Annotated in this window: 13 protein-coding genes; all 13 read right to left on the bottom strand. The window is 73.2% G+C overall.

The features are described from left to right. Positions 1 to 292 precede the first annotated feature (292 nt). A complete protein-coding gene (locus ABD080_RS16800) occupies positions 293 to 775 on the bottom strand; it encodes a hypothetical protein (RefSeq protein ID WP_137770307.1) in 483 nt (160 codons plus the stop codon). 122 nt (positions 776 to 897) lie between these two features. Then, positions 898 to 1,164, bottom strand: coding sequence for a WXG100 family type VII secretion target (locus ABD080_RS16795; protein WP_259359368.1), 267 nt, complete (start codon positions 1,162 to 1,164; stop codon positions 898 to 900). A gap of 193 nt (positions 1,165 to 1,357) precedes the next feature. After that, entirely contained in the window at positions 1,358 to 5,824 is a 4,467-nt protein-coding gene (locus tag ABD080_RS16790) for a type VII secretion EssC family protein (RefSeq protein WP_343906586.1), read from the bottom strand. Between the two features lie 76 nt (positions 5,825 to 5,900). Then, on the bottom strand, positions 5,901 to 6,611 hold the full coding sequence (locus ABD080_RS16785) for an FHA domain-containing protein (protein ID WP_137770304.1): 711 nt from the start codon (positions 6,609 to 6,611) through the stop codon (positions 5,901 to 5,903). Between the two features lie 67 nt (positions 6,612 to 6,678). Next, a complete protein-coding gene (locus ABD080_RS16780) occupies positions 6,679 to 8,310 on the bottom strand; it encodes a serine/threonine-protein kinase (RefSeq protein ID WP_240811059.1) in 1,632 nt (543 codons plus the stop codon). Next, positions 8,310 to 10,910, bottom strand: coding sequence for an FHA domain-containing protein (locus ABD080_RS16775; protein WP_343906583.1), 2,601 nt, complete (start codon positions 10,908 to 10,910; stop codon positions 8,310 to 8,312). The genes ABD080_RS16780 and ABD080_RS16775 overlap by 1 nt, the downstream gene beginning before the upstream one ends. Further along, positions 10,907 to 11,785, bottom strand: a complete 879-nt coding sequence (locus tag ABD080_RS16770; RefSeq protein WP_137770301.1) for a PP2C family protein-serine/threonine phosphatase — start codon at positions 11,783 to 11,785, stop codon at positions 10,907 to 10,909. Before ABD080_RS16770 ends, ABD080_RS16775 begins: the two co-directional genes overlap by 4 nt. Further along, entirely contained in the window at positions 11,782 to 13,713 is a 1,932-nt protein-coding gene (locus ABD080_RS16765; protein WP_343906581.1) for an RDD family protein, read from the bottom strand. The genes ABD080_RS16770 and ABD080_RS16765 overlap by 4 nt, the downstream gene beginning before the upstream one ends. Further along, a complete protein-coding gene (locus tag ABD080_RS16760) occupies positions 13,710 to 16,361 on the bottom strand; it encodes a transglutaminase-like domain-containing protein (RefSeq protein WP_343906579.1) in 2,652 nt (883 codons plus the stop codon). The genes ABD080_RS16765 and ABD080_RS16760 overlap by 4 nt, the downstream gene beginning before the upstream one ends. Further along, positions 16,358 to 17,731, bottom strand: a complete 1,374-nt coding sequence (locus ABD080_RS16755; RefSeq protein ID WP_137770298.1) for a DUF58 domain-containing protein — start codon at positions 17,729 to 17,731, stop codon at positions 16,358 to 16,360. The genes ABD080_RS16760 and ABD080_RS16755 overlap by 4 nt, the downstream gene beginning before the upstream one ends. Then, positions 17,728 to 18,702: an AAA family ATPase gene (locus tag ABD080_RS16750; protein ID WP_343906577.1), complete on the bottom strand. Its 975-nt coding sequence runs from the start codon at positions 18,700 to 18,702 to the stop codon at positions 17,728 to 17,730. The genes ABD080_RS16755 and ABD080_RS16750 overlap by 4 nt, the downstream gene beginning before the upstream one ends. Before the next feature lie 60 nt (positions 18,703 to 18,762). Beyond that, positions 18,763 to 25,005, bottom strand: coding sequence for an Ig-like domain-containing protein (locus tag ABD080_RS16745; protein WP_343906575.1), 6,243 nt, complete (start codon positions 25,003 to 25,005; stop codon positions 18,763 to 18,765). A 286-nt stretch (positions 25,006 to 25,291) separates the two neighbouring features. Then, the gene (locus tag ABD080_RS16740; protein WP_343906573.1) at positions 25,292 to 26,302 is read right to left on the bottom strand and encodes a polyprenyl synthetase family protein; all 1,011 of its coding nucleotides are present in this window, start codon (positions 26,300 to 26,302) and stop codon (positions 25,292 to 25,294) included. Between the last annotated feature and the right edge of the window lie 378 nt (positions 26,303 to 26,680).

Below are 26,680 nucleotides of genomic sequence, written 5' to 3'. Positions count from 1 at the left end.
CACGCGCCAGCACCCGCTGGTACGCCTCATTCGCCTGATCAGCCGCATCGGTGATCTGCGTGGCCATCTGATCGACAGCCTCCGGGTTCATACCCTTCTTCATGGTCCTCATCCCCTCATCCGGTGTTCCCTGGACTCTCCCCGGGTGACCTCCGCGGCCTCCGTGGCCGCCTCCTCGATCTCCCGGGCTGATGGCTCCACGCTATGTCGGGGACCGGCGGCGGGTCGATGGGGAGAACTCCCCGTGGAGCACCCTCCGCTCGGGGACGCCCCGGCGGGCGGGGGGGGTGGGTCAGTCGGTCTCGATGCGCAGCGAGTCCTGGATGCCGCGCACGATCTCGATCTCGTCGTCGGCGCCGTCCGCCCCGCAGCTGCCGACGATCTCCACGACATCCGTCGCGCTCTCCCCGCGCGGGACCACCGTGTACCGGGCGGCCTGCACCACGGTGGGCCGGCCGGGCTGGGTGTAGCCGTATTCGCTCGCGATCCACTCGCGCTCGCCCACCTCGATCCGGCCCGTGCCGAGCTCCTCGAGCTCGGGGAGGGCGGCCTTGCGGCGCGTGAGCGACTCACCGGCCTGGTCGAGCGTGAACCCGGGCCCGAAGCGCTGCACGGTGACCACCACGTTGGCGCGGAAGCGCCCCTCGATGCGCGGCTGGGCGACGGCGAGCTGGACGCCGGCGACCGTGAGCGCCTCCCAGTCCTCGGGCACGCCGGCGCTGATCCGCGGCGGCCCGGGGAAGTCGGCGCTCGGGTACGAGATGCTCTTGACCATGCTGTCCGCTCCGTTCGTCCCACCCGTGACGGCGCCCAAGATACCAGCGCGCCGGAGGCCCGGACGGGTGTTCCGTCCGGGCCTCCTGTCCCCCGTCTCCAGGGGTCACCGCGTCCCTTCGATCAGGAGGAGGTGGCCTCCTGCTCGGCGGCGTTGGAGTCGGCCGTCTGCCCCAGCTCCTCGACGGCCTTCATGACCTGCTGCAGCGCGGGGACCATCTCCCCGGACCATTCGCCGCGGAAGCGGTCCGCATCCGGACCCGTCCAGTCGACCTCCTCCAGCCCGGAGGTCAGCTCCTGCTCGATGCGGGTGATCTCCTCCGCCGCATCGCGCAGCTGGTTCGCCATCCGGCGGACCTCTTCCACGTTCATGCCCTGCGTGGCGTTCACGGGACCCTCTCCCCTCACTCGGTGTGCTCTGCTGATCGGACCGGCGCCCGCGTCCCTGCTCGGGGCTCCGGCACCTGCGTCCTGGTCGACGTCCTCACTGTAGGTCGACCTCCCGGATCCGACGATGGGGAGGAGTCCCCATGTGGACGACCGGTCCTCCCCAGCGCGGCGGGAGCGCCGACGTGGGACCGGATCAGTCGATCGTGCGCTGGGCGACCTGCAGCTTGGTCGCACGGCCGCCGGCGACGAGGAAGCCTCGGCCCGTCGGGAAGTCCGCGCGCCGGATCCTGCCCAGGCTCGTCCCCAGCAGCGAGTCGCCCTCCATCTCCCCCGGCTGCAGCAGCAGGCCGCGGCGACCGGACTTGAAGGGCTGGGCGAGCACGTAGGCCTGCGACCACGAGGCGGACTCGTTCTCGCCCACCACGAACTGGGCCTCGCGGGTGGAGGCGCGGATCAGCTTGTCGAGGTCGTTCTCGACGCCCGTCCCGGTGAAGTCGGTGACGCCGTCGATGAAGAGGGCCAGCCGCCCCTCCCCCACGGATCCGGACTCCACGGTGCCGCGCAGCTGCGCGGCGAGCTCCTTGACCGTCTCCGGGTCCGAGGCCTCCACGTCCCAGACGTCGAGCCCCGTGAGCGGAGTCCGTCGTGCGGAGAAGCGCACGAGCCGCATCGGCTGCTCGAGCGCCTTGAGGCCGGTGGCGATCGTGAGCATCGCGGTGGTGCGACCCGAACCCATCGGGCCCGTGACCATGAACGCGCCGCGCGGCTCGAAGGTGACCTCGGCGAGGGTCTCGTCGCCCACACCCAGCACGGGGCGACCGCCGACGACCGGACGCAGCGAGGACAGCTCGACCCGCTCCGGCAGGCGCTCCACGGCGGGGGCCTCCGGCACGCCGGCCCGGCGCATGGCCCGCGCGAGCTTCGTGACCTCGCGGGACTGGATCGCGACGTTCGCATCGCCGCCGTGGACGGCGACCTGCACCTCGTGCCCCTCGAGGATCGCGCGGCCGGGGGGCGAGGAGCCGTCGAGCACGTCCTTCGGCTCGCCGAAGCCCGCATAGTCGTCCACCCCGGTCATGCGGTGGATGAGGCGGCGCTGGATCGAGGAGCCCAGCGAGGTGGGGATCGCGTTGGGGCGGTCGCCGGTGACGATCACGTGCACGCCCACCTGGCGCCCGTCGGTCGCGATCTGCACGAAGGTCGTGAACCATTTGGTGAGGTTCGAGTAGTCGTAGGCCTCGCGGAACGCGGCCATGCCGTCCACGAGCAGCAGGATGCGCGGCTCCTCCGGCTTCCCGGCGAGTGCGCGGTACTCGGAGATCGAGCCGGCGCGGAAGCGCGCGAAGTCGCGGGCGCGCTCGTCGACCAGCCCGCGCAGGGTGCGCAGCAGGCGGATGACCCGCTCCTCGTCGTCCCCGGGGACGATCGAGCCCACGTGCGGGAGCTCCTCGAGCATCGACAGGCCCGAGGCGCCGAAGTCCAGGCCGTACACGTGCACGGGACCGCCGCGCACCGTCGAGGCGGCGGAGATCGCGAGGGTGCGCAGGGTCGTGGACTTGCCGGACCCGCCCGTGCCGTAGATGGCCATGTTGCCGTCACGGTCGGGGAAGTAGGAGATCGTGGGCTGCGCCTGCTGCTCAGGGACGTCCATGACGCCCAGCAGCAGCTCCTCGTCGCTGCGCCGGGTGGGCAGGCGGGAGAGGTCGTAGGCGTCCGCGAGCTCGGAGAGCCACGGCTTGCGCGGGGCCGGAACGCCGGCCTGCTCCGCGGCGCCGATGATCGTGTGCACCATGCGGCTGATGTCGTTGGGACCCGGGTCCTTGACCTCCTTCACGGGCGGGGCCGGGATGTCCCAGGCCTCCCCCGTGCCGAAGTCCCGCTCGACGATGTCGATGCGGGCCCGCTCGGGCTCCTCCGTCGTCCAGCCTCCCGCGTAGCCGGTCTGGAAGGTCGCGATGCGGCCCGGACCGGTCTTGGCGGCGGCGCGGCCCGGGATCCCCGGATCGAAGTGGGCGGCCATCTTGTCGCCCAGGATGTCCTGGGAATCCGCCTCGTCGGCCATGCGCAGGGCGATCCGGAGGTTCGTGTTCGCGCGCAGGTTGTCCTTGATGACACCGGCCGGCCGCTGGGTGGCGAGGATCAGGTGGAGCCCCAGGGAGCGGCCGCGCGCGGCGACGTCGACCACGCCGTCCACGAACTCGGGGATCTCCTTGGCCAGCGCCGCGAACTCGTCGACGATGATGATGAGGCTCGGCGGGGTCTCGGGGTCGCCGGTGCGCTCGAGCGAGACGAGGTCCTTCGCCTTCTTGCGGTTCAGCAGGTGCTCGCGATGGTGCAGCTCGGCCCGCAGGGAGGTGAGCGCGCGCCGCACGAGGTGCGGGGAGAGATCGGTGACCAGGCCCACCGCATGGGGCAGCGTGATGCAGTCCGCGAAGGCCGCTCCGCCCTTGTAGTCCACGAAGAGGAAGGTCACGCGGTCCGGGCTGTGGGCGGTGGCCATGCCCATCACCCACGCCTGCAGGAACTCGGACTTGCCGGCGCCGGTGGTGCCGCCCACGAGGGCGTGCGGGCCGTTGGTGCGCAGGTCCAGGTGGAAGGCGTCCTGGCCGTTGTGCCCGATCAGCCCGCGCAGGTTCGCGTCGTGCTTGCGGCGCACCGGCTCGGAGCCGTCCCGCGGGGTGAGGGAGTTGTTCTCCTTCCACCGCTCGATGATGTGGCCGGGGTCCTCGGCGAGCGCCATGCCGCCGAGCTTGAGGTAGGAGATCGCGCGCGGGAGGTCGGAGTCGTCGTCCACCGGCACGCCCGCGTCGACCACGGGCGAGAGGTGGCGGGCCACCCCGGCGGCGACGTCGACCGCGACGGTCTCGACGGTCACGGGGTAGTACCGCTCCCCGAGCCGCACGTGGCCCGCGCTCGCGCCCTCCACGGCCTCGTCGACCGAGACGAAGGTGCGGCACGCCGCGGGTAGCGCGGCGACGTTCGCGGCGGACCACAGCACGTGCACGCCGACGTCGGGCCCCTTCTCCGCGAGGCGCACGAGGCGGGCGCGGTCGACGGGCGCGTCGTCCTCGATGACCACGAGCAGCAGCGGGGCGACCGGCTCCGGCGGGATCGGCGGCTCCTTCGTCACGTCCGGCGTGAGCGGGGTGCGCAGCTGGGCCGGGGCGCCCTGGCCCCGCTGCTCGATGAGCTCCTCGATGCGGGAGAGCAGGGCGGTGCCGCGGCCGGGGCTGTCCGCGAGGTGGTCGCCGGGCAGCGGGGAGTGGGGGCTCGAGGTGTGCGGGAGCCACTTCAACCACTGCCAGCGGTCGCGGCTGGTGCGCGAGGTGATCGCGGCGATCGCGAGATCCGCCGGGGAGTGCAGGGCGAACAGCTGGGTGACGAGCCCGCGGGCCACGCCGTCCGCCTCCTGGCCGCCGCCGGCGACGCCGATGCTCCCGGCGGAGCGGAGGTCCGCGACGATCGGCACGCCCGCGATCAGGCGGTACTTCTCGTGCATGTCGTCGAGCATGTCGTAGTACTTCGGGATCGCGTCGTTCTCCCCCGGCATCTCGATGCCCACCCGCGACTCGGCGACGCCGAGGCCCAGGCGCACCGTGCCGAAGGCGTTGTGCTCGGTGCGGTGGGTCCACAGCAGGCGGCCCAGGCGGAACGCCGCGTCGACGGTGTCCGCGGCGGAGGGGGTCTCCACCAGCCGCACCGCACGCTCGAGGTCCTGGGCGGCGGTGACGCGGCGCTTGAGCGAGGCGAGCCCCTCCTCGAAGTTCTCGATCTGCCGCTCGAGCTGCTTCTTCTGCTGCCACTTGCGGTTGAGGTAGCCCGCGGTGGCCATGAGCGGCATCATCACCACGAACATGAGCGAGAAGGGGCTGCGGGTCAGGGAGAACATGAACGCGCCCATGAACACCGGCGCGAACATCATGAAGATCGGGAAGTACTGCGGCGCGGGCTCCTTGGGCGGGGTGGGCGCCTTGAGCGGGCGGTAGGGGAAGCGCGGCACCACCCGCGGGGAGCGGTTGAACTCGACGACGGGGCTGCTCGGGGCGGCGCCGCCCAGTCGGTGCAGGGTGATCACGGAGAAGGTCGTCCCGCCGATGAGGACGGTGTCCGCGGGGCCGATGACGGCGCGCTGGACCTGCTCGCCGCCGATCACCACACCGTTGGAGGAGTGCAGGTCCACGACCTCGATCGTGTCGGAGACGTTGATCCGCGCGTGCCGTTTGGAGAGCATCGGATCGGCGATGCGGATGTCGAGGTCGCCCTCGCGTCCCACGACGCTCGAGCCGCTGGGCAGCGGGAACTCGCGTCCCGCCTCCGGCCCGGAGAGGACCCGCAGCAGGGCGACGGCCGCGCCGCGTGACTCCGCCCGGGTCTCGAAGTCCTCCGAGGAGCGGGCGATGGAGACGACGCTCCCGGAGCGCAGGCCCGCCTGGATGAGGTCCGCGCCGCGGTCCAGGGAGCGCACGCCGCTCGCGCCGGGGCCGGCGCCCGGGTCCTGGACCTGGAGGGTCAGCCCATCGGGCGGCTCGACCTCGTCGCGGAGGGGATCGGCGAGGTACAGCGCGTTGGCGACGTCGGCGACCGAGGCGGTCGCGTCGGCGGTCACCTCGAGGTCGGTGAGCCGGTCCTCGGGACGGCGCAGCGTCAGCTTGATGCGCATGGTGGTGCGGGTCCTCCCCTGGGGCGGGCTCAGACCCGCCGTCGTCGGCGACCGGCGGTGCCGGCCGCCCGGTCGATCAGTCCTCGTCGGGCTGCTGCGCCTGGTCGAGCAGCGGCAGGTCCTCCACCGTCACGAGCCGCGACATGACGGCGTGCTCGACGAGACGGGCCCGCCGGTTGCTCGCGAGCTTCCCGGGGCCGCCGCGCAGACCGCGCACGCCCATCCGGTCGAGCTTGTCGCACACGTTGTCGAGCTTGCGGTTGAACTTGGTGAGCTGCCATCCGAGCCGCTCCGCGGCCTGCGCAGAGGTGGGGACGGTGCTCATGCCGCTGCCCTCACGGGCGAGCATCTGCTCGGAGAGCGCGAGGATGAGCAGCTTCTGGCTCGCCGTGAGCTGCACGGCGCCCACCGTCGTCTCCCCCACCGGGTCGTCCGGGCCGGCGATCCGCTCGAAGGAGGGCGACTCGGTGTGGATGGAGAGGTCGTAGGTGGTCGGTCCCGCGGTGAACACGACCTTGGTCTCGTCGAAGACGAGCGGGATGCGGGCGCCCGGGGCGAGCCAGGCCTGCATCGCGCCGCCGGGGTCGGTGATCGTGGCGGAGAGCCGTGAGCCGATGTTGACGAGCCACCACAGCGTGTCCACCTGCACGATCGACAGGAAGCGCCGGTGCAGGAAGGGGTTGTCGTCGTCGACGCTGAGATCCGCGTCGCGGCCGATCGTCAGCTCCTCGCCGTCGGCGACCGTGAACCATTCGCCGCAGAACTCCACGGAGATCGAGGACGTCATCGGCGTCCCTCCTCGTGCTCGTGCCCCCGTCGGGGGCTGCTGTCGTCGGTCATCCTGCTCGTGCCGGTCATCCGTCGTCCTCGAGGCAGGCCTCGACGATCCCGCTCGACTGCCCGTCCGGGGAGACGGTCTGCACCTCGAGGCAGCGATCCTTCAGGTTCGGCGGCATGTCGCGCACCTCGGAGCTGCGCCCGTGCTGCTCGGTCCACTCGCCGAACTTCTCGTAGTTGTCCGGCATGTCCTTCCACCGGACGCGGAAGAAGTCGTCCTCCGTGTAGCCCTCGGGGACGCCCCAGGTGACCTTGGCCCGCCCGGTGACGCCCTCCGACTCCTCGGTGATGACGACGACCTTCGGGTCGACGGGCTCGCCCGGGGGCTCCGCCCCGCCCGTGGGCACGTTGACCGGCGAGGTCGCGGTGACCGGCTCCGGCTCGACGACCAGGGCGCGCACGCCGATCGTGGTGCCGACGCCGAGGAGGACGACGAGCACCGCGGCGAGCACGATCCAGGGCCAGGTCCGGGTGGTCCGCTCGGGTGCCGCGCCGCCGGCGGCGGTCGCCGCGAGCGGGGTCGCGCCGAGGGGGGCCGCGCCGGCCGGTCGCAGGACGGTGGACTCCCCTCCCGGCTCCGCGGCGGAGGCCGCGGAGTGCGCCGACGCGCCCGAGCCGGGCGAGCCGTGACGGGGGCCGGACAGCGCCGGCGCGACCCCGGCGAAGCGGTCGAGGCGACGGGAGGACTCCTCGGGGTCCACGGTCGAGACGCGCCGGATGCGTGTGTGCGCCTCGAGCTCGTCGTCCTGGCCCTGCTCCTCGGGGGCGGGTCCCCGCTCGTCGAGCACGTCCATCTGCGTGACCGGCAGGGAGAGCCCCAGCTCGACCTGCTGGAGCGCGCGGCCCAGGTCGAGGGCGCTCGGGTAGCGGGCCTGAGGATCCTTCGCCATGGCGACGGCGAGCACGCGCCCCAGCTCGGGCGGGACGTCGGGCCGGTCCAGCGGCAGCAGGGGCTCCGTGCTGATCCGCTGGATGAGATCGGTGGCGGAGTTGCGCTGACCGCGACGCTCGAACGGCGTCGCGGAGGCGAGCAGGGAGTAGATCGTCGCGGCGAGGGAGAACACGTCGCTGCGGACGTCCGCCCGCGGCGGGTCGGTGAAGAACTCGGGCGGCGACCACGGGATCGACAGGCCCTGGCTGTCCTCGATGTCCTGGCCGCCGGTCGTCGCGATGGAGATGCCGAAGTCCGTCAGCGCCGGCCGGTTGTAGTCGGTGACGAGGATGTTCGCAGGCTTGATGTCGCGGTGCAGGATCCCCGCGCGGTGCGCGGTCTCCACCGCGCCGGCGATCTGCACCCCCACCCGCAGGGCCTCCGTGACGGTGATCCGCTCGCGCCGGAAGCGCACGCCGTAGTTGGGGCGCGAGCAGTACTCCATGACGATGTAGGGCCGGTGGTCGGCGGAGACCTCGGCGGCGTAGATCGCGACGATCGAGGGGTGCGTGGAGAGGGAGGCCATGACGTTGGCCTCGCCCTCGAACTGGCGGGCGACGCTCTCGTCGAGCACGGTCGACAGCAGCACCTTGATCGCGACGCGTCGCTGCGGGCGCTGCTGGCGGTAGAGGAAGACGTCGGCGAAGCCGCCCGAGCCCAGCACGGTCTCGTAGGAGTAGCCGGCGAGCTCCGGCGGTGCCTGGGGCGGGCGCGCCATCACCGCACCCCCAGGTAGCGCAGCAGCACGCCGTCCCCGAGGTCGAGGACGTCCTCGTGACCCAGCCCGACGCCCTCGCGGGGGCGCAGGCGCACCGGGTCCGCGCCGGGTCGGTGCAGGGTCGTGCCGTTGGTGGTGCCGAGGTCCGTGGCCAGGACGTGCCACCCCTCGAGCCGCAGCTCGAGATGGGAGCGGGAGACGTCCTGCTGGGGGCTCGGGACGGTGATCAGCTGGGGCATGTCGGCGACGCTCACGCGGGAGGCGCGGGGGCGCCGGCCGATGATCGCGCTGCGGTCCAGGACGAACCCGCCGCCGGTCGAGATCATGACCTGCCCCAGAGCGGGACGGGCGACGGGCCGCACCGGGCCCTGGAGCGGGAGCCGGCACACGGCGCAGACCGCGCGCTCGGGGGCATTGGCATGGCCGCGGGGGCAGACGAGCCCGGGGAGGGCCACCTCGTGGGTGACCGCGTCGGGCCGGGAGCTCGACGGGCCCGACGCCGGGGCCACGGTCGGTCCGGCCTGGTGGCCGGGGGCGGGTGCCGCAGGGTTCGCCGACGCCGGCGGGGCCGTGGGTCGCCGCGGCGGAGCGGTGGGTCGCTGCTGCGGCGGGGCGACCGGCGATCCCGGCGCGCCAGCGGGGGCCGACGGCTCGGGCATGTGGACCTGCGGATAGGCGGGGGCGGCGACGGGCGGGGTCGCCGCGCGCTGCGCCGCGGTCTGCGCGATCTCCGGCGCCGTGCGTCCCACCCCGGGCACCCAGTCGATGAAGTCCGAGCCCGTGTGCTCGGGAGCGGGCGCCGGGCTGGGGGCGGCGAGGCTCGGCGACGGGGCAGGCTGCGCCGACGGGACGCTCCCCGGTGACGCGGCGTCCGCTCGTCCCGCATCGGGGACGTCGGCGCCGGGGCGCTCCGGTGCGTCCACCTCGTCCGCGTGCTCCTCGTCCTCCTCGCGGCGACGGACCGCGGCGTCCTCGATCGTGCGGAAGACGGTCTTCCCGAAGAGGTCGTCGTAGGTGAGGGAGGTGTCGAGATCCGGCGGGAGCTCCCGACGGGAGCCGGCGCGCGCCCCGGAGTGCTCGGGGACCGGTGAGGCGGCGCGATGGGCCGGCTGCGACCGAGCCGGGGCCGGAGCGGGGGTCGCCGCAGCCGCGGGCGTCACCGCGGATGCCGGCGTCGCCGCGGGTGCAGGCGTCGATGCGGAGGCGGGCGTCGCCGCAGGTCCCGGGGTCACGGGCCCCGGCTCCGCGGGAGCGGTCTCCGTGACCGGCACCTGGGTCTGCTCGTCCGGGACGTCGATACGGTCATCCGCCGGCTCGATCCGGGTCGCCCCGGGGTCCTCCGGCGCGACCGGCGACGACGCGGTGGCCGGCGCCGGAGCCGGCGGGGCCGCGGGACGACGACGGTCGAAGAGCGAGGTGCTCACGAGTCGGCGCCGGGGCGCGGGCTGCTCGGCCTGGCCCTGCACGGTCGACCGCTGCGGGACGGGCTGCTGCTCCGCCGACGGCGACGAGGGCACGTCCTGCGTCGGGGCCGGCGTGGGGACGGGCGAGGCTGCGAGTGCCGGAGAGGGTGTCGGGGCGGCGGCCGGCGCCGACTCCACGGCGGGGGTGGGGGCCTCGGCCTCGGCGCTCTCCGCCACCGGGGTCTCGGGGACAGGGGTCCCGACCGCCAGGGTCTCGGGCGCGGGCGCGGGCGCCGCTGCCGGGGTGGGCTCGGACACCCACCTCTCGGCTGCCGGGGCCACGGGGTCCGGGGCTGCGGCCGGGGTCGCCGCGGCGGGAGCCGGCGCGTCACCGCCGAACAGCCCGTCGAACACGCTGGGGCCGCGCGGCGCCTCGGGCTCGGTCCGCGAGGACCGAGAGGAGGAGCCGCCGCGTCCGGCGATCGAGGGAGGCATCTCCCCCGGCTTGCGGGTGGCCGCGGCGGGCTTCCTCACGGGGGTCGAGGAGCTCGAGGACGCCGCGGGCCGAGCAGGCGCCGGGGCCGCGGCCCGCTTCGCCTTCGACTCCTCGGACTCGATCGAACGACCGTCCTTCTCGACCTGCGCGGCAAGACGGGCCCGACGCTCGTCCGGGAGCGCGGCCGGGTCCACGAGCATGTGCACGAAGCCCTTGGTGCGCATGACCCCGGTCCCGATCCGCAGGCCTCCCGTCGGATCCTCCGGAGGGAGGTCGCCGAAGGCGATCCGCTCGAGGCCCTCGGCGCTCGCGCTGCGCAGCTCGCCGTCGGCGCCCTCGAGCTGCCGTGCGCCGTCGGCGTCGTGGAGCGAGAGCAGGGTCCGTCCCTTCACGCCCAGCTGCGCCGAGCTCCCGCTGACGAGGGCGAAGAGGATCGCCGGGATCTTCTCCGGCCCCTCGAGGCCCGCGAGCTCCGCGGTCCGGGGCAGCAGGGTGTCGCCGTCGACCGCGTCCTCGCCGAGGACGCTCCACGCGGCCTCGATGACCTCCTTGCGGGTGCCTGGCACGAGGACGATCCAGCCGCGCTCGCGCACGACGAGCGTCGCCGGCCCGTTCTGCACCCAGATCCCGGCCCCGAGCAGCGGCGCGGGGCCGTCCCCGGTGCCCGTGCTCGCCGCTCCCTCGCCCCCGGTTCCGCTCATCGTCCCTCGCCGGCCTCGCGCTCGAGACCGCGGGGCAGCGTGTCCTCGTCGATCTCGTGCTCGTCGGTGTCCTCCCCGGGGAGGTCCGCCGTGGACTCCGGGGGCAGCGACAGGCCCAGGATCTCCACGGCCTCGACGATCACGACGCTCACGTTGTCGCGGCCGCCGGCGTCCAGCGCGAGCCGGACGAGGTCCTCGCCGATCGTCCGCACGTCCCGCGGGCTGCGCAGCGCGCGCTCGATCGACGCGTCCTCGACCTCGTTGGTCAGGCCGTCGGAGCAGATGAGCATGCGATCGCCGACCTCCGCCGGGATCAGCCAGTAGTCGGGCTCGGAGTCCGGGCCGGCGCCCAGGGCGCGCGTGACCATGTGCCGGTACGGATGGACCTCCGCCTCTGCCGGAGTGAGGTCACCGCGGTCCATGAGCTCCTGGACCACGGAGTGGTCCACGCTGACCTGCTCGAAGATCTCTCCCGAGAGGCGGTACACACGGGAGTCGCCGAGGTTCAGCACCACCCAGTAGCCCACGCCGTCCAGGACCATCGACGCGACGAGGGCGACGGTGGTCCCGGCACCCTGCTGCGCCTCGCCGGTGAGGGCAGCGATGCGGTCCCCGGCGGAGGTCAGCGCGTCGCCGAGCTGCTCGACGCTCACGTTCTCCTGCAGCGTGAGGCGCTCGAACTCCTCGACGGTGATCGCGCTCGCGACCTCGCCGGCGTTGTGCCCGCCCATGCCGTCGGCGACCAGGAAGATCGGCGGGTGGGCGAGCATGCTGTCCTCGTTCGTGGCGCGCACGTGCCCCACGTGCGTGGTCGCCGAGGAGACCACGCGGATGGTGCCCTGCGCGTCCGGGTCCGAGAGGGAGCGGTCGATCACTGCTCCCTCTCCACGGTGAGCCAGCGGTCGCCGATGCCCACGCGCGCCCCCGCGGGGACCTCGGTGGCGGTGTGCGGGACCAGCGCCTCGCGCGTGCCGTCCTGGAGGAGGATCGCGGAGCCGTTGGTCGAGCCGAGGTCCGTGACGGTGACGCCCTCCGCCGTCGGCTCCACCCGCAGGTGGGTCTTGGAGACCGAGCGCGTGGGGTCCGGCAGCACCACGCCCGCCTCGCCCTCCTCGGCGCTCGGGTTGCGGCCCAGGACCGTCGTGCGGTCGAGCCGGTGCTCGGTGCCGTCGTCGACGGTGAGCAGGGCACGGTGCACGGGCGGCAGGGAGACGGCGGAGATGCGGGTCGCCTCGAGGTCACCCAGGTCCTCGCCGACCGGGGCGGTCATGCGGGTCTGCTCGTCGACCTCGTCGGCGCCGACGGCGGTCTCCGCCTCGGCAGGGCCGTCGACCGCGGGCTGCGCGGCCCAGGCGTCGCCCGTGATGTCGCCGGACTGCTCCGGGACCGGCGCCGGGGCGAAGGACTCCTGGGGCGGGGGCGCGTACCCGGCGACGGGCTGTGCCGGCGGAGCGGACGGGAAGAACTGGGCCGGCTGAGCCGGCTGGACCGGCGAGGCGGGCTGTGCGGGCTCGGCCGGCGGGACGGGCTGCTCCGTCGAGGGCGGCGGTTCCCAGGCGGGAGCCGGCTGCTCCGCCTGCGCGGGGGCCGACGGCGCGGACGGAGCCCAGGACTCGTGACCGGCGCCGGAGGGCGCGGAGCTCACGGGCGGCTGATCCACAGGTGCCGAGGCCGCGGGAGCAGGAGGGCCCCACTGCTCCGCGGGCGCGGCCGAGGGACCGCTCGACGGGGCCGCCTCGGGCGCGGGAGCCGCAGAGGCCGACGGCGGCGACCACAGGGCGTCGGCGGCCCCCGGCGCCCCGGCGGGCTGCGCGGACGGCGCCGACGGGACGCCGCCCGACCATGCGGCACCGGGCGCGGCGAGCAGGTTGTCATGGGCGTCGACGGCGACGGAGGGCGCCCCGAGGTACTCCTCGTCGCTGCGGCGCTCGAAGTCGTCGGCACGGGGACGCAGGGGGTCGCGGCCCGCCTTCACGTCGACCACGACCGAGTCCACCACGCGGTCGTGGAAGCCGCGCAGGGTGCCGCGCGGGTCCAGGAAGATCGACAGCGCGAAGAGCAGCGGGAACAGGCGGTACAGGACCGCGCGGCCCAGGGAGCGCAGGAAGCCGAGGCGGCCGCCCTCCGAGACCCGCGCCGTGCGCAGGCCGAGGGCGAGCTTGCCGGGGGTGAAGCCCTTCGCTCCGTGCAGCCAGATGATCACCACGGCATAGCCGACGGGCAGGGCGACGCCGATCCCGGTGAGCACCGCGGCGAGGGTGCCGGGCGACTCCTGGGTCGCGATCAGGACGATGCCGATGATCAGCGGCACGAGGACGACGACGTGGATCACGCCGTCGACGATCGCGGCGAGCAGGCGCTTGGCGGCGGGCGCGGACACGCAGCCGTCCAGCGGGGGATCGAGAGCGGCGGGGCCGCCCTCCCCCGGGGTCGCGGAGACGGGTGCGGGAGCGGGGGAACCGTAGACGGGCGAGGCGCCGGGGTCCCCGCCGGGCTGCGTTCCGGGCTGTGTGACCATCCGCCGATCGTACTGGTCCGCACCCCGCATCGTCGTGGCCCCGGCCTCACGCGGAGCGAGGTCCTCGCGGGAGAGGAGCTGGATCCCCTCCTCCTCCGCGGGGCCGGAGTCCTCCTGACCGAGGTCACGGGAACGGGCGCGCGGCGACGGCGACCAGGCATCGGGTGCGTCCGTGGCGCGGCGCTCGTACGGGGAGGCCTGATAGCGGGCGCCGCACTCGCCGCACACGGCCGCCCCCTCCGGGAGCAGCGCGCCGCAGGTGCTGCAGTATCGGGTCTGGTTCATCGTCGATCGCCCTTCCTCGGCGCTCTCGGGATCCGCCCGGCGAGGCGGGAGAGGAATCCTCGCACCGCCGGGAGCAGGTTCTGGGGTGTCAGCGCGCCGCCCCCGGTGGCGGGGCGGGAGCCTGGGGCGGCCCGGCGGCGTCGGAGCTCGGCCCCGCGGCGGTCCGCGGCGGCGCGGGCACGGACCCGGGCCCGCTCGGAGCGGCGCTCGAGGGCCGACTCCCGCGGGCCGCGCCGGAACGAGCGCAGCGAGAACAGCGCACGGAGGCGGCGACGCCGCGGGGCCGCCGCGACGAGCGCGCGCCGGGTCCCCTGGACGTCGTCCCAGTAGGCGTCGACCACCGCGGCGGGGACGTCGTCCGGTCCGAAGACCACGCGGTCCGCGGTCGCCGCGAGCGCCCTCGCACCGACCCCGGTCCCCGTGCCCCCGGGGCCTGCCGCACCTGGCGCCCCTGCGGGGATCGCCGCGGCGTCGAGGGTCGCGGCGATCTCCTGCCGCGTCATCCGCGGGTCCGGGCGCGTGCCGAGATCCGTGACCTGGTCGAGGATCTCCTGCCACCCGCCGTCGACCCGTGCCGGCAGCGAGTCCCGGTTCCTCCGCCGACGGCGGCGCACCCCCTTGGCGACCACGATCGACGTGAGCACGAGCCCGATCAGGAGGAACGGAGAGACGCCGAGGAGCACGTAGACGCCCCAGGAGAGGGTCTCGTCCTGCTCGTCCTCCTCGTCGTCCGCGTCGTCGCTCATCGCGCCGGGCGGCGGGCTCGGCGGCTCGGCCGGGGGCGGCGGGGGCTGGGCGACCTGCGGCAGCGGCTTGTCCACCTCCTTGGGCTGGGGCTGGGTGGGGTCCTCGTCCTCCTCGGGGGCGGGATCGAAGCGCACCCAGCCCAGCTTCTCGAAGTCCACCTCGACCCAGGCGGTGACGTCCTCGCCCGTGATCGAGACGGTGCCCGAGGCGTCCTCGGGGACCTGGAAGCCCATGACGACCCGCGCCGGGATCCCGATCTCGCGGGCCATGACGGCGGTGAGCGCCGCGAACTGCTCCTCGTCACCGATGGGGCCCTTGGGACGCGCGTCGGCCTTCCCCTCCTCGAAGGAGGGGTCCTCGAGCATGTCCTGGAGGCGCATGACGCCATGGCCCGAGGGCGAGGCGGCGTCGTCGTCGTCCACGCCGTGGGAGTAGAAGGCATCCGCCTTGATCTGGCGGGAGAGGTTCGCGAAGCGCTCGTAGTCGGAGGCCGAGGTCCCCGCCCAGTCCTCGGCGAGCTCCCTGATCCGGGGATCGAGCTCCGGGTTCTCGGGCAGCTCGACGTCGGCGAACATGGCGCTGCGTCGATCCTCCGCGGTGGGCGGCGTGTACGGCTCGTAGGAGAGCGTGTAGGTGTCCCCCGTGACCATGCCCGAGGCGTTGACGGCCGTGCCGCTGCGCTCGTTGAGGAACAGGTTCTCGGCCACGTCCCCCTCACGGCTCGGGGTGAGGTCACCGAGGTCGATGCGATCCGTGCGGCTGCCGACGGTCGGCATCCAGACCCCCGTGTAGGCGCCGATCGTGACGGTGCTCGTCGCCTGGGCGCTCGTCCCCTCGTGGAGGTCCACGCCGCTCGCGGTGCGCACGAACGCGCCCGAGGCGCTGTTCTTGGAGGTCGAGCTCGCGACGTTGTAGACCTGGGCGTCGTACCGGTCCAGGGAGGCCAGCCGCACGTACTCCCCGCCCGCCAGCCCGGTCGCGGAGAACAGCTCGGTATCGCGCTGGGACTTGTAGTAGCCCCGGAACTCCGCGAGCGGGGAGACGTACTCGCGGGGGTCGAAGGGCGGGGTGATCTCGTCGCGCAGCGCGGTGCGGCCCGCACCCTCCGGCGGGTCCAGGAGGGATTGCGCGCCGATCGCGACGCCGCCGGCGAGCGCGAGGATCACCGCGCCGCCCACCACACGGCGGCGCAGCACGGGGTTGCGCCAGGATCCGGGGCTCACCGTGCCGGTGGAGTCGGAGATGATCGTCGAGCGGGCCCCGGCGAGGCGATCGCTCTCGAAGCGCCAGGTCAGCCACGCGACGGAGAGGATCGCGAAGGGGACGGCCCGGATCACGGGCGCGAAGGCCTCGGTCGTCCCGAAGACGATCGTCACCGCGAGCAGGGCGATCGGGAACAGCCAGGCGGCGACGACGGCGCGCGTGCGCAGCACGATCGTGGAGCCCAGCAGGCTCAGCAGCAGGGTGCTGATCCAGACGACGCCGAGCACGCCCTGCGCGGTGCCCACCGGCGGGGCGACGGTGAGCACGGACTTCCAGGTCGCCACCGGCGCCCTGAGCAGCTCGAGCAGCGCGGCCGGGGTGGGGACCACGCCCCAGAGCGCGTGGGTGGGCGCCGCGACCATGGCGCCGAGCAGGAGGTAGACCCCGATAAGCAGGGCGGTGATCCGCAGCGGGCCCCAGCGCCACTGCGCGCCGATCACGGCGATGAGCATGCCGAGCAGGATCCCGAGCACACCGGTGACCAGGTACTGCGCTCCCCCGTAGACGGGCTGGAATCCGACCAGGGCGAGCACGAACAGGACGAGCAGGACCGCGAGGTCGATGACGTGACGGCGCATCGGCACCTCGGAGAAGAGGCTGCGGGAGCGCGGCGCACGGGCGCGGGCGGCGGCGCTCATCGGCCCACCGCCCGGAGGGCCTTGGGGAGGTCGTCGAGGGCGCCGAGGGTCACCACGTCGAGGCCGCCGATCGCGGAGCGGCGCACCTCGGCGCCGTCCACGCAGCGGATCGCGACGGCGAGCACGCCGAGCGGCAGCTGGGTGGCCGCCGCGTTCAGCTCCCGGGCGGTGGCGTGGGCACCGACGACGAGCATGACGGCGGAGGCGTTCGGGGCGAGGTCGGCGGCCTTCTGCCCGAGCTCGTGGAGCCCCTGGCGGCCGGCGCGCAGCTCGAGCTCGGTGTAGTCGTCCATGAGCGGGCGGTACGCGGCGGTGCGCTGGTTCGCGGTGACGGTGAAGGCGGTCAGCTCCTTCTCCTCCCGGAAGGTCTGGGCGGAGATCGAGGCGGCGGCGGAGACGGCGAGCTCGAACTCGTCCTCGCCGCTGTAGTGGTCGCGGAGGTCGTCGAGCGCGACGACGACGTGGGAGCGCCGGGTCTCCTCGAACTGCCGCACCATGAGCTTCCCGGTGCGCGCCGTCGTGCGCCAGTGCACGTGGCGGCGGTCGTCCCCGGGCACGTAGTCGCGCAGGGCGTGGAAGGCGATGTCGGAGCTCGAGAGGTCCGAGGACGGGGTGCCCTCGAGGTCGCGGAGGAAGCCGCTCGCCGCCTCGTCGAGGCGCACGGTGCGCGGGTGCACGTACAGCTCCTGGGAGCGGGCCCACGTCACCTGGCGGCGCATGAGGGACAGCGGGTCGTCGCGCACGGAGCGGACGGGGCCGACGACGAGCACGGCGCGTCGGCGGGTGGGGACGGCGAAGAGCTCCTCGTGCGTCTGCTCGGGGGCGAGGCGCGGGACGAGGAACTGGGCGGTGGCGGCGCCGACGGCGAGCTCGATCCGCGAGGGGAGGATGAGCCGCTGGGTGGGGTTGGCGACCTCGACGCGGCCGACGGCGCGCGTCCCCACCACCACCCGGTGGCTCTGGAGGTCGAGGGTCACCCGGTAGTTCGCGCGCCCCAGCACGAAGGCCGCCGCGATCACGAGCGGGACGGTGAGCACGAGGGCGAGCACGTTCAGCTCGGTGACGTGGAGCAGGAGGCCCGCCGTCCAGGCCGCGACGGCGACGCCGAGCACCGCCCAACCGATCGGCGAGACGACGCCGAGCACCGGTCGGATCCGCCTCCGCCAGAGGCGGGCGAGGCGAGAGCGGATCCTCGCGGCGCCGGTGGGCTCCGCCTCCGGGTTCTCGCCGTCGCCCTGGACGGCGCCCTGCGGGGCGGGCGCGCCGCCGCGGGGGTCCGTGGGCCCGGAGCTCCGTCGGCGACGGCGGGACTCCCGGCGGGCGGCCTTCGCGTCGGCCGTGTCCTGGGGCAGCGAGGTGTCGACGTTCATGCGGTCTGCTGACGCGCCTGCGGAGGCGCCACCTCGCTGAGGATCTTCGTCATGACCGTCTTCGCGGTGGTGCCCGCGAACTCCGCCTCGGGGTCGAGCACGAAACGGTGCAGCCAGACGGGCTCGACGAGGTGCTTGACGTCGTCGGGGATGACGTAGTGGCGGCCGTTGACCGCGGCCCACACCTTCACGGCGCGCATGAGCGCGAGCGCGCCGCGGATGGAGACGCCGACCCGCACCTCGGGTGCGAGACGGGTCTCCTCCATGAGGCGGGAGACGTACTCGAGGACCGCCGGGTCCACGTGGACGGTCGAGGCGAGCTGGGTCATGTCGTTCACGGCCTGCAGGGAGATCCGTGGGGCGAGCTGGGCGCTGCGGTCGCGCACCGAGGCGCCCTGGAGGATCTGGACGCTCGAGGCGTGGTCGGGGTAGCCGAGGGAGGTCTTCATGAGGAAGCGGTCCAGCTGCGCCTCGGGCAGGCGATAGGTGCCCGCCTGCTCGATCGGGTTCTGGGTCGCGATGACCATGAAGGGGCTGCCCACCTCATGGGTGACGCCGTCCACGGTCACCCGCCCCTCCTCCATGACCTCGAGCATCGCGGACTGGGTCTTCGGGGACGCGCGGTTGATCTCGTCGGCGAGGACGACGTTCGCGAAGACGGGGCCGCGGTGGAACTCGAACTGCTTGCTCGTCTGGTCGTAGATCGTCACGCCGGTGACGTCCGAGGGCAGGAGGTCCGGGGTGAACTGGATGCGCGCGCTCGAGCCCTGCACGGTCGCCGCGATGGAACGGGCGAGCGAGGTCTTGCCGGTGCCGGGCGCGTCCTCGAGCAGCACGTGGCCGGGCGCCATCATCGCGGTGAGCACGAGGCGCACCACCTCGTTCTTCCCGATCACCGCCTGGCCGACGCTCTGCACGAGCTTGTCGAAGGTGTCGGAGAACCAGCGGGCCTGTTCGGGGGTCATGCTCATGGGGTCAGCACCTCGGGGTCGGAGTGGGGTGGTCGGGGGCGGTACGGCGCGGGGAGGCGGTCACTTCACCGGATAGACCTTGTTGGAGTCGGCGGACCTCCCATCCTTCTCGACCCAGATCCAGACGGCCTTGTTGGGATTGCCCCAGTAGGGCTTCCGGCCGTCGCCGTGCAGCTGCCACCTGCCGTTGCCGTCCGTGGTCAGGGTCCCGGTGGTGGCGGTGCTGCCGTCGGTCGTGGGGTACCAGCAGTTCCCGCCGGCGAGGCCCTCACCCTTCACGCAGTAGGTGTAGGTCGTGTTCGGATCGAGGCCCGAGACCGTGAAGTCGATGTAGTAGCAGCCGCGTCTCGTCGTGCAGCCCTTCTCATGGCTCGCGTCGCCCACGGTCCCCTCGCCCGAGACGCTCGGGGTGGGCGTCGCGGTCGGGGCGTTCGCCTCGGCGCTCGCCTCGCTGACGAGCCCGCCGCGGTTCCTCGCCCGCACCGTGATCGTGTGCTTCTGCCCGCTCGAGCCGCTCACCGAGCCCGGGCAGTCGCCGAACGCACCGCCGTCGATGCTGCAGGTGAGGGTCACCGGGTCCGCCCCGCCGCTGCCGTTGGCGGAGGAGGAGAAGGTGACCGAGCAGGAGCTGCCGGAGCAGCTGCCGGGAGCGGCGGAGACGCTCGGCGCCGCGGGCGTCGTGTACGGGGTGACGCTGTTGGACGCCTTCGAGTAGTCGCTCTCGCCGCCCTCGAAGCGGTTCCGCGCCTTGACGGTGAAGGTGTAGGCCTTCCCGTTCGTCAGCCCCTCGATCCGGGTCGAGTTCTGCGAGGCGTCCACGATCTTCGTCTTCCCGGACCAGCTGACCACGTAGTCCTTGACCCGTGTGCCGCCGCCGTCGGCCTTCTCCCAGGAGACGTCCACGCGTCCGTTGGGACCGGCGCCCTTCCCCTCGTCCGGCAGCTTCGCGGTCACCTTCCCCGGTGCCTCGGGCTTCGCCCAGGGCACGACCTTGTTCGAGGCCGCCGAGGCGGAGGTGCCCGTGCCCACCGAGTTCACGCCGGTGTAGGTGAAGGAGTACTCGGTGTCCTCGTCGAGGCCGCGGAAGGTGTACGAGTTCGTGCCGCTCCGCGCCGTGACGGTCTTCTCCTGCCCGCCGGAGGCGGTGATCACGTACTGCGTGATCGGCTCGCCGTTGGACTCGGCGGTGGTCATCGCGGGCCAGGTGACGGTCACGCCGCCGCCGATCGGATCGTTGACGCGCGAGGCCTCCATCTTCCCGCCGGGCTTGCCGGGCTTGCCGGCCGGGTGCTCGGGGGCGGACCAGGCGGACCAGTCCGAGGGGTCGTCGGCGAGGTTCATGGCGCGCACCCGGAAGCGGTAGTCGGTGCCGTTGGTGAGCTCGGAGAACTCGTGCGTGGTCGCGCCGCCCTCGACGTTCACGGCCTCCGTCTGCCCGGTCGCGGTGTCCTGGATCTGCACGTCGTAGGACTGGATCGCGGAACCGCGGTTCTCGGGGGCGGACCATGTCACGCCGAGGCGGGTGTCACCGCGCTCGGCGGAGGGCGCGGCGGGCTTCTCCGGCTTCACGTCCGGCCGAGCCTTGGCGGAGGCGACGGACGGCTCCGACTCCCCCACCTCGTTGGTGGCGGTGACCCGGAAGGTGTACTCGGTGTCGTTGGCGAGCCCGGTGATCGTGCACGAGGTCGCGGGGCACTGCGTCGGCTTCGCCGATCCGCCCGCGGGGGTCACGGTGTACCCGGTGATCGGGGCGCCGTTGTCGTCCCCGGCGGAGAACCTCAGCTCGACGCTGCCGTCGCCCACCTCGCCGATGCGCGGGGCCGACGGCGCCTTCGGCACGTCCCGCACGGTCACGCGGACCTCGCCGGTGACGCGGCGGTCGGGGTCGCCGGTGTCGTCGAGCACCGCGTACTCCACGGTGAGGGTGCCGTGGAAGCCGGCGTCCGGGGAGATCTCGACCTGGTCGCCCTTGGCCTCGGCCTTCCCCTCGCCCGCGGTCGCCCGGGCGCTCTCGATCGTCCGCTTCCCGTCCTCGAAGGGGTTGGAGTCGTTGGCGAGCACGTCGACCGTGCCGGTCTTCCCCGCGTCGATCGTCGCGGTGTCGAGGCCGGCGGAGATCAGCGGCCGGTTCGACCCGGTGACGTTGACCTGCACGGAGGCCGTGACAGGGTCGTGGCTGCCGTCGGTGACCGTGACGGGCACGTCGATGATCGTCCCCTTGACGGCCGTCGTCGACGCCGTCGCGGTGAGCGTGCTGCCCTCGAGCGCGACGTCGACGCCCTTGCCCTCCGGCACGGCGGCGAGGGCGTACTCGAGCTCGTCCCCCTCGGGGTCCTCCGCGCCGGCCGAGAGGTCCACGGGGGGCGAGGACTCGCCCTGCTCGACCCGCAGCGAGGCGCCCTGGAAGGTGGGCGGGAGGTTCTCCTCCTTCTCCGTCGAGGGCTTCACCTCGATCGGGATGGCGAGTGTCGCGGTCGCCGCGGTCGCGTCCCCGCTCGCGCCGTCGGAGACCTCGACCGACACGGTGTCCTGGCCGGAGAAGCCCGCGGCGGGGCGGTAGGTGATCGTCGAGGCGTCCGTGACGAGCTGCGAGCCGTCGGCGTGGTCCGCGGAGACGCTCTCGGCGTCGGTGATCGTCGCGGCCTCGGCGCCGGGGCGCACGCGCACGTTCTCGGGGCTCGAGAGGTCGATGCTGGCCTCGCCCTCGAAGTCGACGGTGACCGGCTCGCCCACCCACACGGGGGGCTGCTTCGCGGTGCCCGGCACCCAGATGTAGCCGTAGGCCTCGAGGCCGTCCGGGTCCTCGACGCGGTAGCGGATGCGCTGCTGCTCGTCCTGCGGGGTGACGCGCACGGTGCCGTCGTCGCGGGCCTGCGTGCCCTCAGGCGCGCCGTCGGGCAGGGTCACCTCGAGGTCGGTGGTCGCACCGTCCGGGTCGGCGTCGTTCGCCCTCACGTCGACGTCCACGTACTCGATCTCGGGGTCGAGGGCGTCGTCCGGGGAGACGAAGTCGTCGCGGGCGATCGGGGCGAGCAGCGGCGCGTCGGGGTTCACCTTGACGGTGATCGTCCCGGTGCTGGAGAGCTGGCCGTCGCTCGCGGCGTACTGCACGGTGTGGGTGCCGGGCTCCTCGGGGGTGGTCACGGTGACCATGCCCTCGGGGGACTCCTCCGGGGGCGCGACCTCGATCTCGCTGATCGCCTCCACCTGGCCGGCGTCCACGGAGAGCGGCGCCCCCTCGGGGTCGGTGTCGTTGGCGAGCACCGGGACCTGGACGTCGCGGCCCGGCTGCACCTCGACCGTGTCGTTGACGGCGTACGGGGGCTGGTTCTGCTCGCTCGGGGCGGCGATGCCGACCTGCACCTCGGCGGTGCCGACGGCGCCGCTGCGATCCATCACCTGATAGCGGAAGCGGTCCGTGCCGGTCGCGCCGTCGTGCGGGGTGTACTCGATCCACTCGCCGGTGGTCTCGGTGACCTCGCCGAGCGAGGGTGCCGGGGAAGCGATGCCGGTGATGATGACGGAGTCGCCGTCGGGGTCCACCCCGGTGGTGCGCACGGGGATCCGCACCGGTGTGCCGGAGACGGTCCGGGCGGTGAGGTTCTCCGGCCGCGGTGGGGTGTTCGCGGCGTCCTCGGCGATGATCGAGATCGTCACCCGTGCGGATCCACGGCGGCCGGTCTCGTCGATCACCTGGTAGGTGAGCGTGACCTCGCCGCTCGTGCCCGGGTCCGCGAGATAGCGGATCCTGTCCTCGGTGACCTCGAGACGTCCCTTCGCGTCGGCGCTCTCGGTGTCCAGGAGCTTCTCGACGGTGAGGTCGGAGCCGGTGGGCGAGGAGTCGTTGTCGAGGGCGTCGATGAGCACCATGTCCCCCGCGCGGACCGTCGCGCGGTCGGGGACGGTGACGGGGTTCGCGAACTGGGTGTCGGTCTGGGCGAGCATGACACGGGCCGTGCCCTCGCTCCGACCGGCGGAGTTCGCGACGTGGTAGGTGAGCGGCACGGGACGGCCCGTGACCTCGGCCCCGGGCTCCGCCTCGATCCGCAGCAGGCTGTGGCCGACGACCGTCGCCTTCAGCCCGCTGCCCTCGGGGACGTCCACACCGTTGACCACGAGCACGCCGCCGGTGGGGTCCACGTCGTTCTGCAGCGGGTCGATGAGGGTCTCGGTGCCGGTGGTGACGGTGCCCATGTCGTCCACGGCGACGGGCACGAGCTCCCCGGAGCTCTCGGGCAGCACGTCCACACGGATCACGCCCGGCGAGGTCTCGGTGGTGCCGCTCGAGGCGACCGCGTAGTCGAGGTAATAGGTGCCGGGCTCCTGTCCGGAGACCTTGACGGTGCCGGCCTCGAGCGCGGGGTCGATCTCGAGGCGGTCGTCCTTCGAGACGTTCGTGAGCTCGAGGTCGCCGCCGTTGGGGTTGAGGTCGTTGGCGAGCGGCTTGATCGTCGCGGAGCGGCCCTGGACGATGCTGACGTGGTCCGCGGTCGTGATCGGGGTGAGGTCGGCGTCCGCGACGGCCTCGATCTCGAGGGTCCCCTCCCCCACCTCGCCGTTCTCGTCGCGGACCTGGAGGGTGACCTCCTTCTTCCCCGTCGTGAGGCCCGCGTCGTTGATCGTGAGGCGGCCGTCCGGGGTGAACGAGACGATGTCCTCCGGCTCCATGGTGGCGTTGGAGAGGTAGAAGGCGTCCCCGTCGGGGTCCTCCCAGTACGGGAGGATGTTGAGCGAGACGGACTCGCCGGAGCGCACCTGCACCTTGGTAAGGCGGTCCTCGGCGGGCCGGGGGGCGGAGTTCTCGCCCTCCGGGACGACGTTCAGCGTCACGGTCGCCGTGTCCGTGCCGCCGCGGCCGTCGTCCGCCGTGTAGGTGAAGGTCTGGGAGCCGGTGGCGTCGTCCGCGACGTCCACCTGCAGCTGGGTGTCCCCCTCGATGGGTGTCACGGTCCCGATCGACGGCCCGCGACCCTTCACGCCGACGGTGAGCACGTCGCCGTCGGGGTCGGTGTCGTTGCGCACGACCGGCAGCACGATGCTCTGGCCGGCGCGCACGCCGAACTCGTCGACGTTCGCGGTGGGCTTGCGGTTCTCCTTGTCGCGCTCGGCGGCCACGTTGGTGATCGTGGTCGTGAGCGTCTCCTTCTCCTTCTCCTTCGCCGTGCTGGTCTCGATGTCCTGGGTGATGACCCAGTCGTCGACGACCTGCATCTGCTCGGCGATCATCCAGGAGAGGCCGAACTCCTGGTCGTTGAGGACCACGAGGTCATGATTCACGCGAAGGGTGAGCTCCTCGCCCCCGTGCGTGTCCGGGACCGCCTCGGGCACGGGCTCCTGGCCCTCACAGGCACGCACGTAGCGGTTCGAGGCGGACCAGGCCCCGTAGGCGCAGCCCTTGGCCTGTGCCGGCTCCGTCGGCTCACCATTGCCGCCGGCGGGGATCTTCTGCGGGTCACCGCCGCCGAGGGGGACGAGGAACAGCGCATCGGCGGTGGCGACGGCCACCTGGTCGGACTCGGTGCTCTGCTGCTGGAGCTTGGCGTCCTCGAGGGAGGCGACCCCCTGGTCGACGAGGCTCACGTCCTTGCCCTTGGTTCCCAGGCGCAGCAGCTGGTTCTCCGCGTCGAGGATGACCGGCTCCTCGCCGACGGTCGACAGCTGGAGGGACTCCGGCTTGGACGAGACGCCGCTGATCGTGACCGGCTTGCGGGCGGCCTTCTTGGTGTTGCGCGTGTTGGGCTCGCGGGGGAAGGTGAGCAGCTGGTCGCCGTCGAGGACGAACACGGTGCCCTCGGTGCTCACCGCGATGCGCGGAGGCGTGCCCTGGGACTCGTAGACGGGATCCGCGCCGGAGGGGGTGAAGGCGGCGGCCTCGTCCGGGGACATGACCCAGACCTTGCCGTCCGGGGAGGCGATCGCGACGCGGTCCCCGCCGAGCTTCACCTGGCTGCCCGTGGCGAGCTCGACGACGCCGCCGCGGGAGAGGCCCTCGGTGTTGATGGGTGTGAAACCGCGCGGACCGGTCTCGATGACGTCGTAGCCGGACTGCAGCAGTCCGAGGTCGTCGCCTGTCTGTGCGATGCGGGCGTCGAGCTCCTGCGCGTCGACGTTGAGGCGGCCCATGAGGCCCTCGTGGCGGTTGGTGACCCAGACCCCGCCGTTGTTGACGTCGACCACGGAGGAGCTCAGTCCAGGGTGGTGGATCGCGAACCCCGTGATGACGAGCGAGGCGATCGCCAGGACCGCGGCGGAGATCGCGCCGGTTCGACGGCGACGGCGGATCGCACCGGTGTCGACGGACATGCTCGTTCCCCCATGAAGACTCGCTCGAGAGTCGTGGACGCGGAGCACCTGTGCTGAGGACGGGCGGAACTCCGGGGAACCGCACCGGGCCTCCGCACCGAGGCGGGCGCTGTGCGGGCGACCGACCCTGTGGGTCCGGTCGACCGGTCAGGACCTCCCCCGGGCTCGGACCACCGTATGCACGACCCGATCAGGGTACTCAAAGGCCGCGTTCAGCGCCATGTGTCCACAACGCGCCCCACCTGGGCAGGGACGGTCCCCCGCGGGAGGAGGGCCTGGTCCGGGCTCAGCGGCGACGCTGCACCAGGGTCGAAGTGAACGTGATGAGGGCCTCACGGACCGACCCCTCGGGAAGCTCCTCGAGCACGGCGATGGCCTCCGCCGCGGTGCGCTCGGCGAGCTGACGGGTCTCCTCGAGCGCCGGGTCCTCCCGCAGCAGCGCGACGAGCGCACCGAGCTCGGCGTCGTCCTCGAGGTCGCCGTCGAGCCGACGGACGATCTCAGCGGTGCGCTCGTCCTGGGGGGCTTGGGCGGCCCGCCGGCGCACGATGAGGGTCGGCATGGTCGGCACGCCCTCACGGAGGTCGATCCCGGGGGTCTTCCCGCTCGTGCCCGCGTCGCTCGCGAGGTCGAGGACGTCATCGGCGAGCTGGAAGGCGACACCGACCTTCTCGCCGTAACGGCGCATGATCTCCGCCGCGCTCTCCCCCGCACCGCCGAGGAGGGCGCCGAGCTGGCCGGCGAGGGCGAGCAGCGAGGCGGTCTTGTCCGCGAGCACGGAGATGTAGTGCTCGAAGGGATCGTCCTTCTCGGTGGGGCCGACGGTCTCGTGCAGCTGCCCCAGGCACAGGCGCTCGAAGGTGTGGGAGTGCAGACGCACGGCCTCGGTGCCGATGCTCGCGCTCAGCCCGCTCGCACGGGCGAACAGGAAGTCGCCGGTGAGGATGGCGACGTTGTTGCCCCAGATCGCGTGCGCACTGCGGGCGCCGCGCCGGGTCGTCGCGGAATCCATGACGTCGTCGTGGTACAGGCTCGCGAGGTGCGTGAGCTCGACGAGCACGGCCGCGTCGACCACGCCCTCCGCGTCGACGTCCCCGAGGGAGGCGGCGAGAAGCGTCAGCATGGGACGCACGCGCTTGCCGCCGGCGTCCATGAGGTGCCTGCCCGTCCACCGCACCATGTCGTCGCTCGTGGCCACGGACTGACGAAGCTGCTCCTCCACCTCGACGAGGCGCTCGACGATGCGATCCGCGATCACGTCGTCGATGTCGGGAACGGCCGGCAGCGAGGACGGCATGGCTCTCCTGAGGGTCGGCGCTCGCCGGCGGACCGACGGACGAAGAACGGTGGCGGGCCGAGGCCCGACGCGAGGGGCGTTCCTGCCCCCGGTGCGCCGCTGAAGTCTACCCGGCGTGGCACCTCGCGCCCCGAGCGCATGGTCCCGAGCGGGCCAACGCCACACGCCTGCTCGCGCACTGACACGGTGCGTCGAAGACGTGCAGGCGACGACGTGAGTACTCTCCGGACGCCTCAACCTGCAATGGGGCATGAAAAAAGGGAAGGGCGGGGGACGGCGAGACACTCTCACGAGCACCCCAGCGACGTCCTCCACCCTTCCCGATGAAGATGTCCGGCGGCGACCTACTCTCCCACACCCTCCCGAGTGCAGTACCAT

The sequence above is a fragment of the Brachybacterium rhamnosum genome, from assembly GCF_039526185.1.
Taxonomy (GTDB): domain Bacteria; phylum Actinomycetota; class Actinomycetes; order Actinomycetales; family Dermabacteraceae; genus Brachybacterium; species Brachybacterium rhamnosum.
This window is presented reverse-complemented; position numbering and strand designations above follow the sequence as displayed.

Bases quoted from the DNA above. Each gene is read 5' to 3' on its own strand.
- ABD080_RS16760 (WP_343906579.1), bottom strand. From the start codon at position 16,361: ATGAGCGCCGCCGCCCGCGCCCGTGCGCCGCGCTCCCGCAGCCTCTTC.
- ABD080_RS16790 (WP_343906586.1), bottom strand. From the start codon at position 5,824: ATGCGCATCAAGCTGACGCTGCGCCGTCCCGAGGACCGGCTCACCGAC.
- ABD080_RS16785 (WP_137770304.1), bottom strand. From the start codon at position 6,611: ATGACGTCCTCGATCTCCGTGGAGTTCTGCGGCGAATGGTTCACGGTC.
- ABD080_RS16740 (WP_343906573.1), bottom strand. From the start codon at position 26,302: ATGCCGTCCTCGCTGCCGGCCGTTCCCGACATCGACGACGTGATCGCG.
- ABD080_RS16750 (WP_343906577.1), bottom strand. From the start codon at position 18,702: ATGAGCATGACCCCCGAACAGGCCCGCTGGTTCTCCGACACCTTCGAC.
- ABD080_RS16780 (WP_240811059.1), bottom strand. From the start codon at position 8,310: ATGGCGCGCCCGCCCCAGGCACCGCCGGAGCTCGCCGGCTACTCCTAC.
- ABD080_RS16745 (WP_343906575.1), bottom strand. From the start codon at position 25,005: ATGTCCGTCGACACCGGTGCGATCCGCCGTCGCCGTCGAACCGGCGCG.
- ABD080_RS16775 (WP_343906583.1), bottom strand. From the start codon at position 10,910: ATGAGCGGAACCGGGGGCGAGGGAGCGGCGAGCACGGGCACCGGGGAC.
- ABD080_RS16765 (WP_343906581.1), bottom strand. From the start codon at position 13,713: ATGAACCAGACCCGATACTGCAGCACCTGCGGCGCGCTGCTCCCGGAG.
- ABD080_RS16755 (WP_137770298.1), bottom strand. From the start codon at position 17,731: ATGAACGTCGACACCTCGCTGCCCCAGGACACGGCCGACGCGAAGGCC.
- ABD080_RS16800 (WP_137770307.1), bottom strand. From the start codon at position 775: ATGGTCAAGAGCATCTCGTACCCGAGCGCCGACTTCCCCGGGCCGCCG.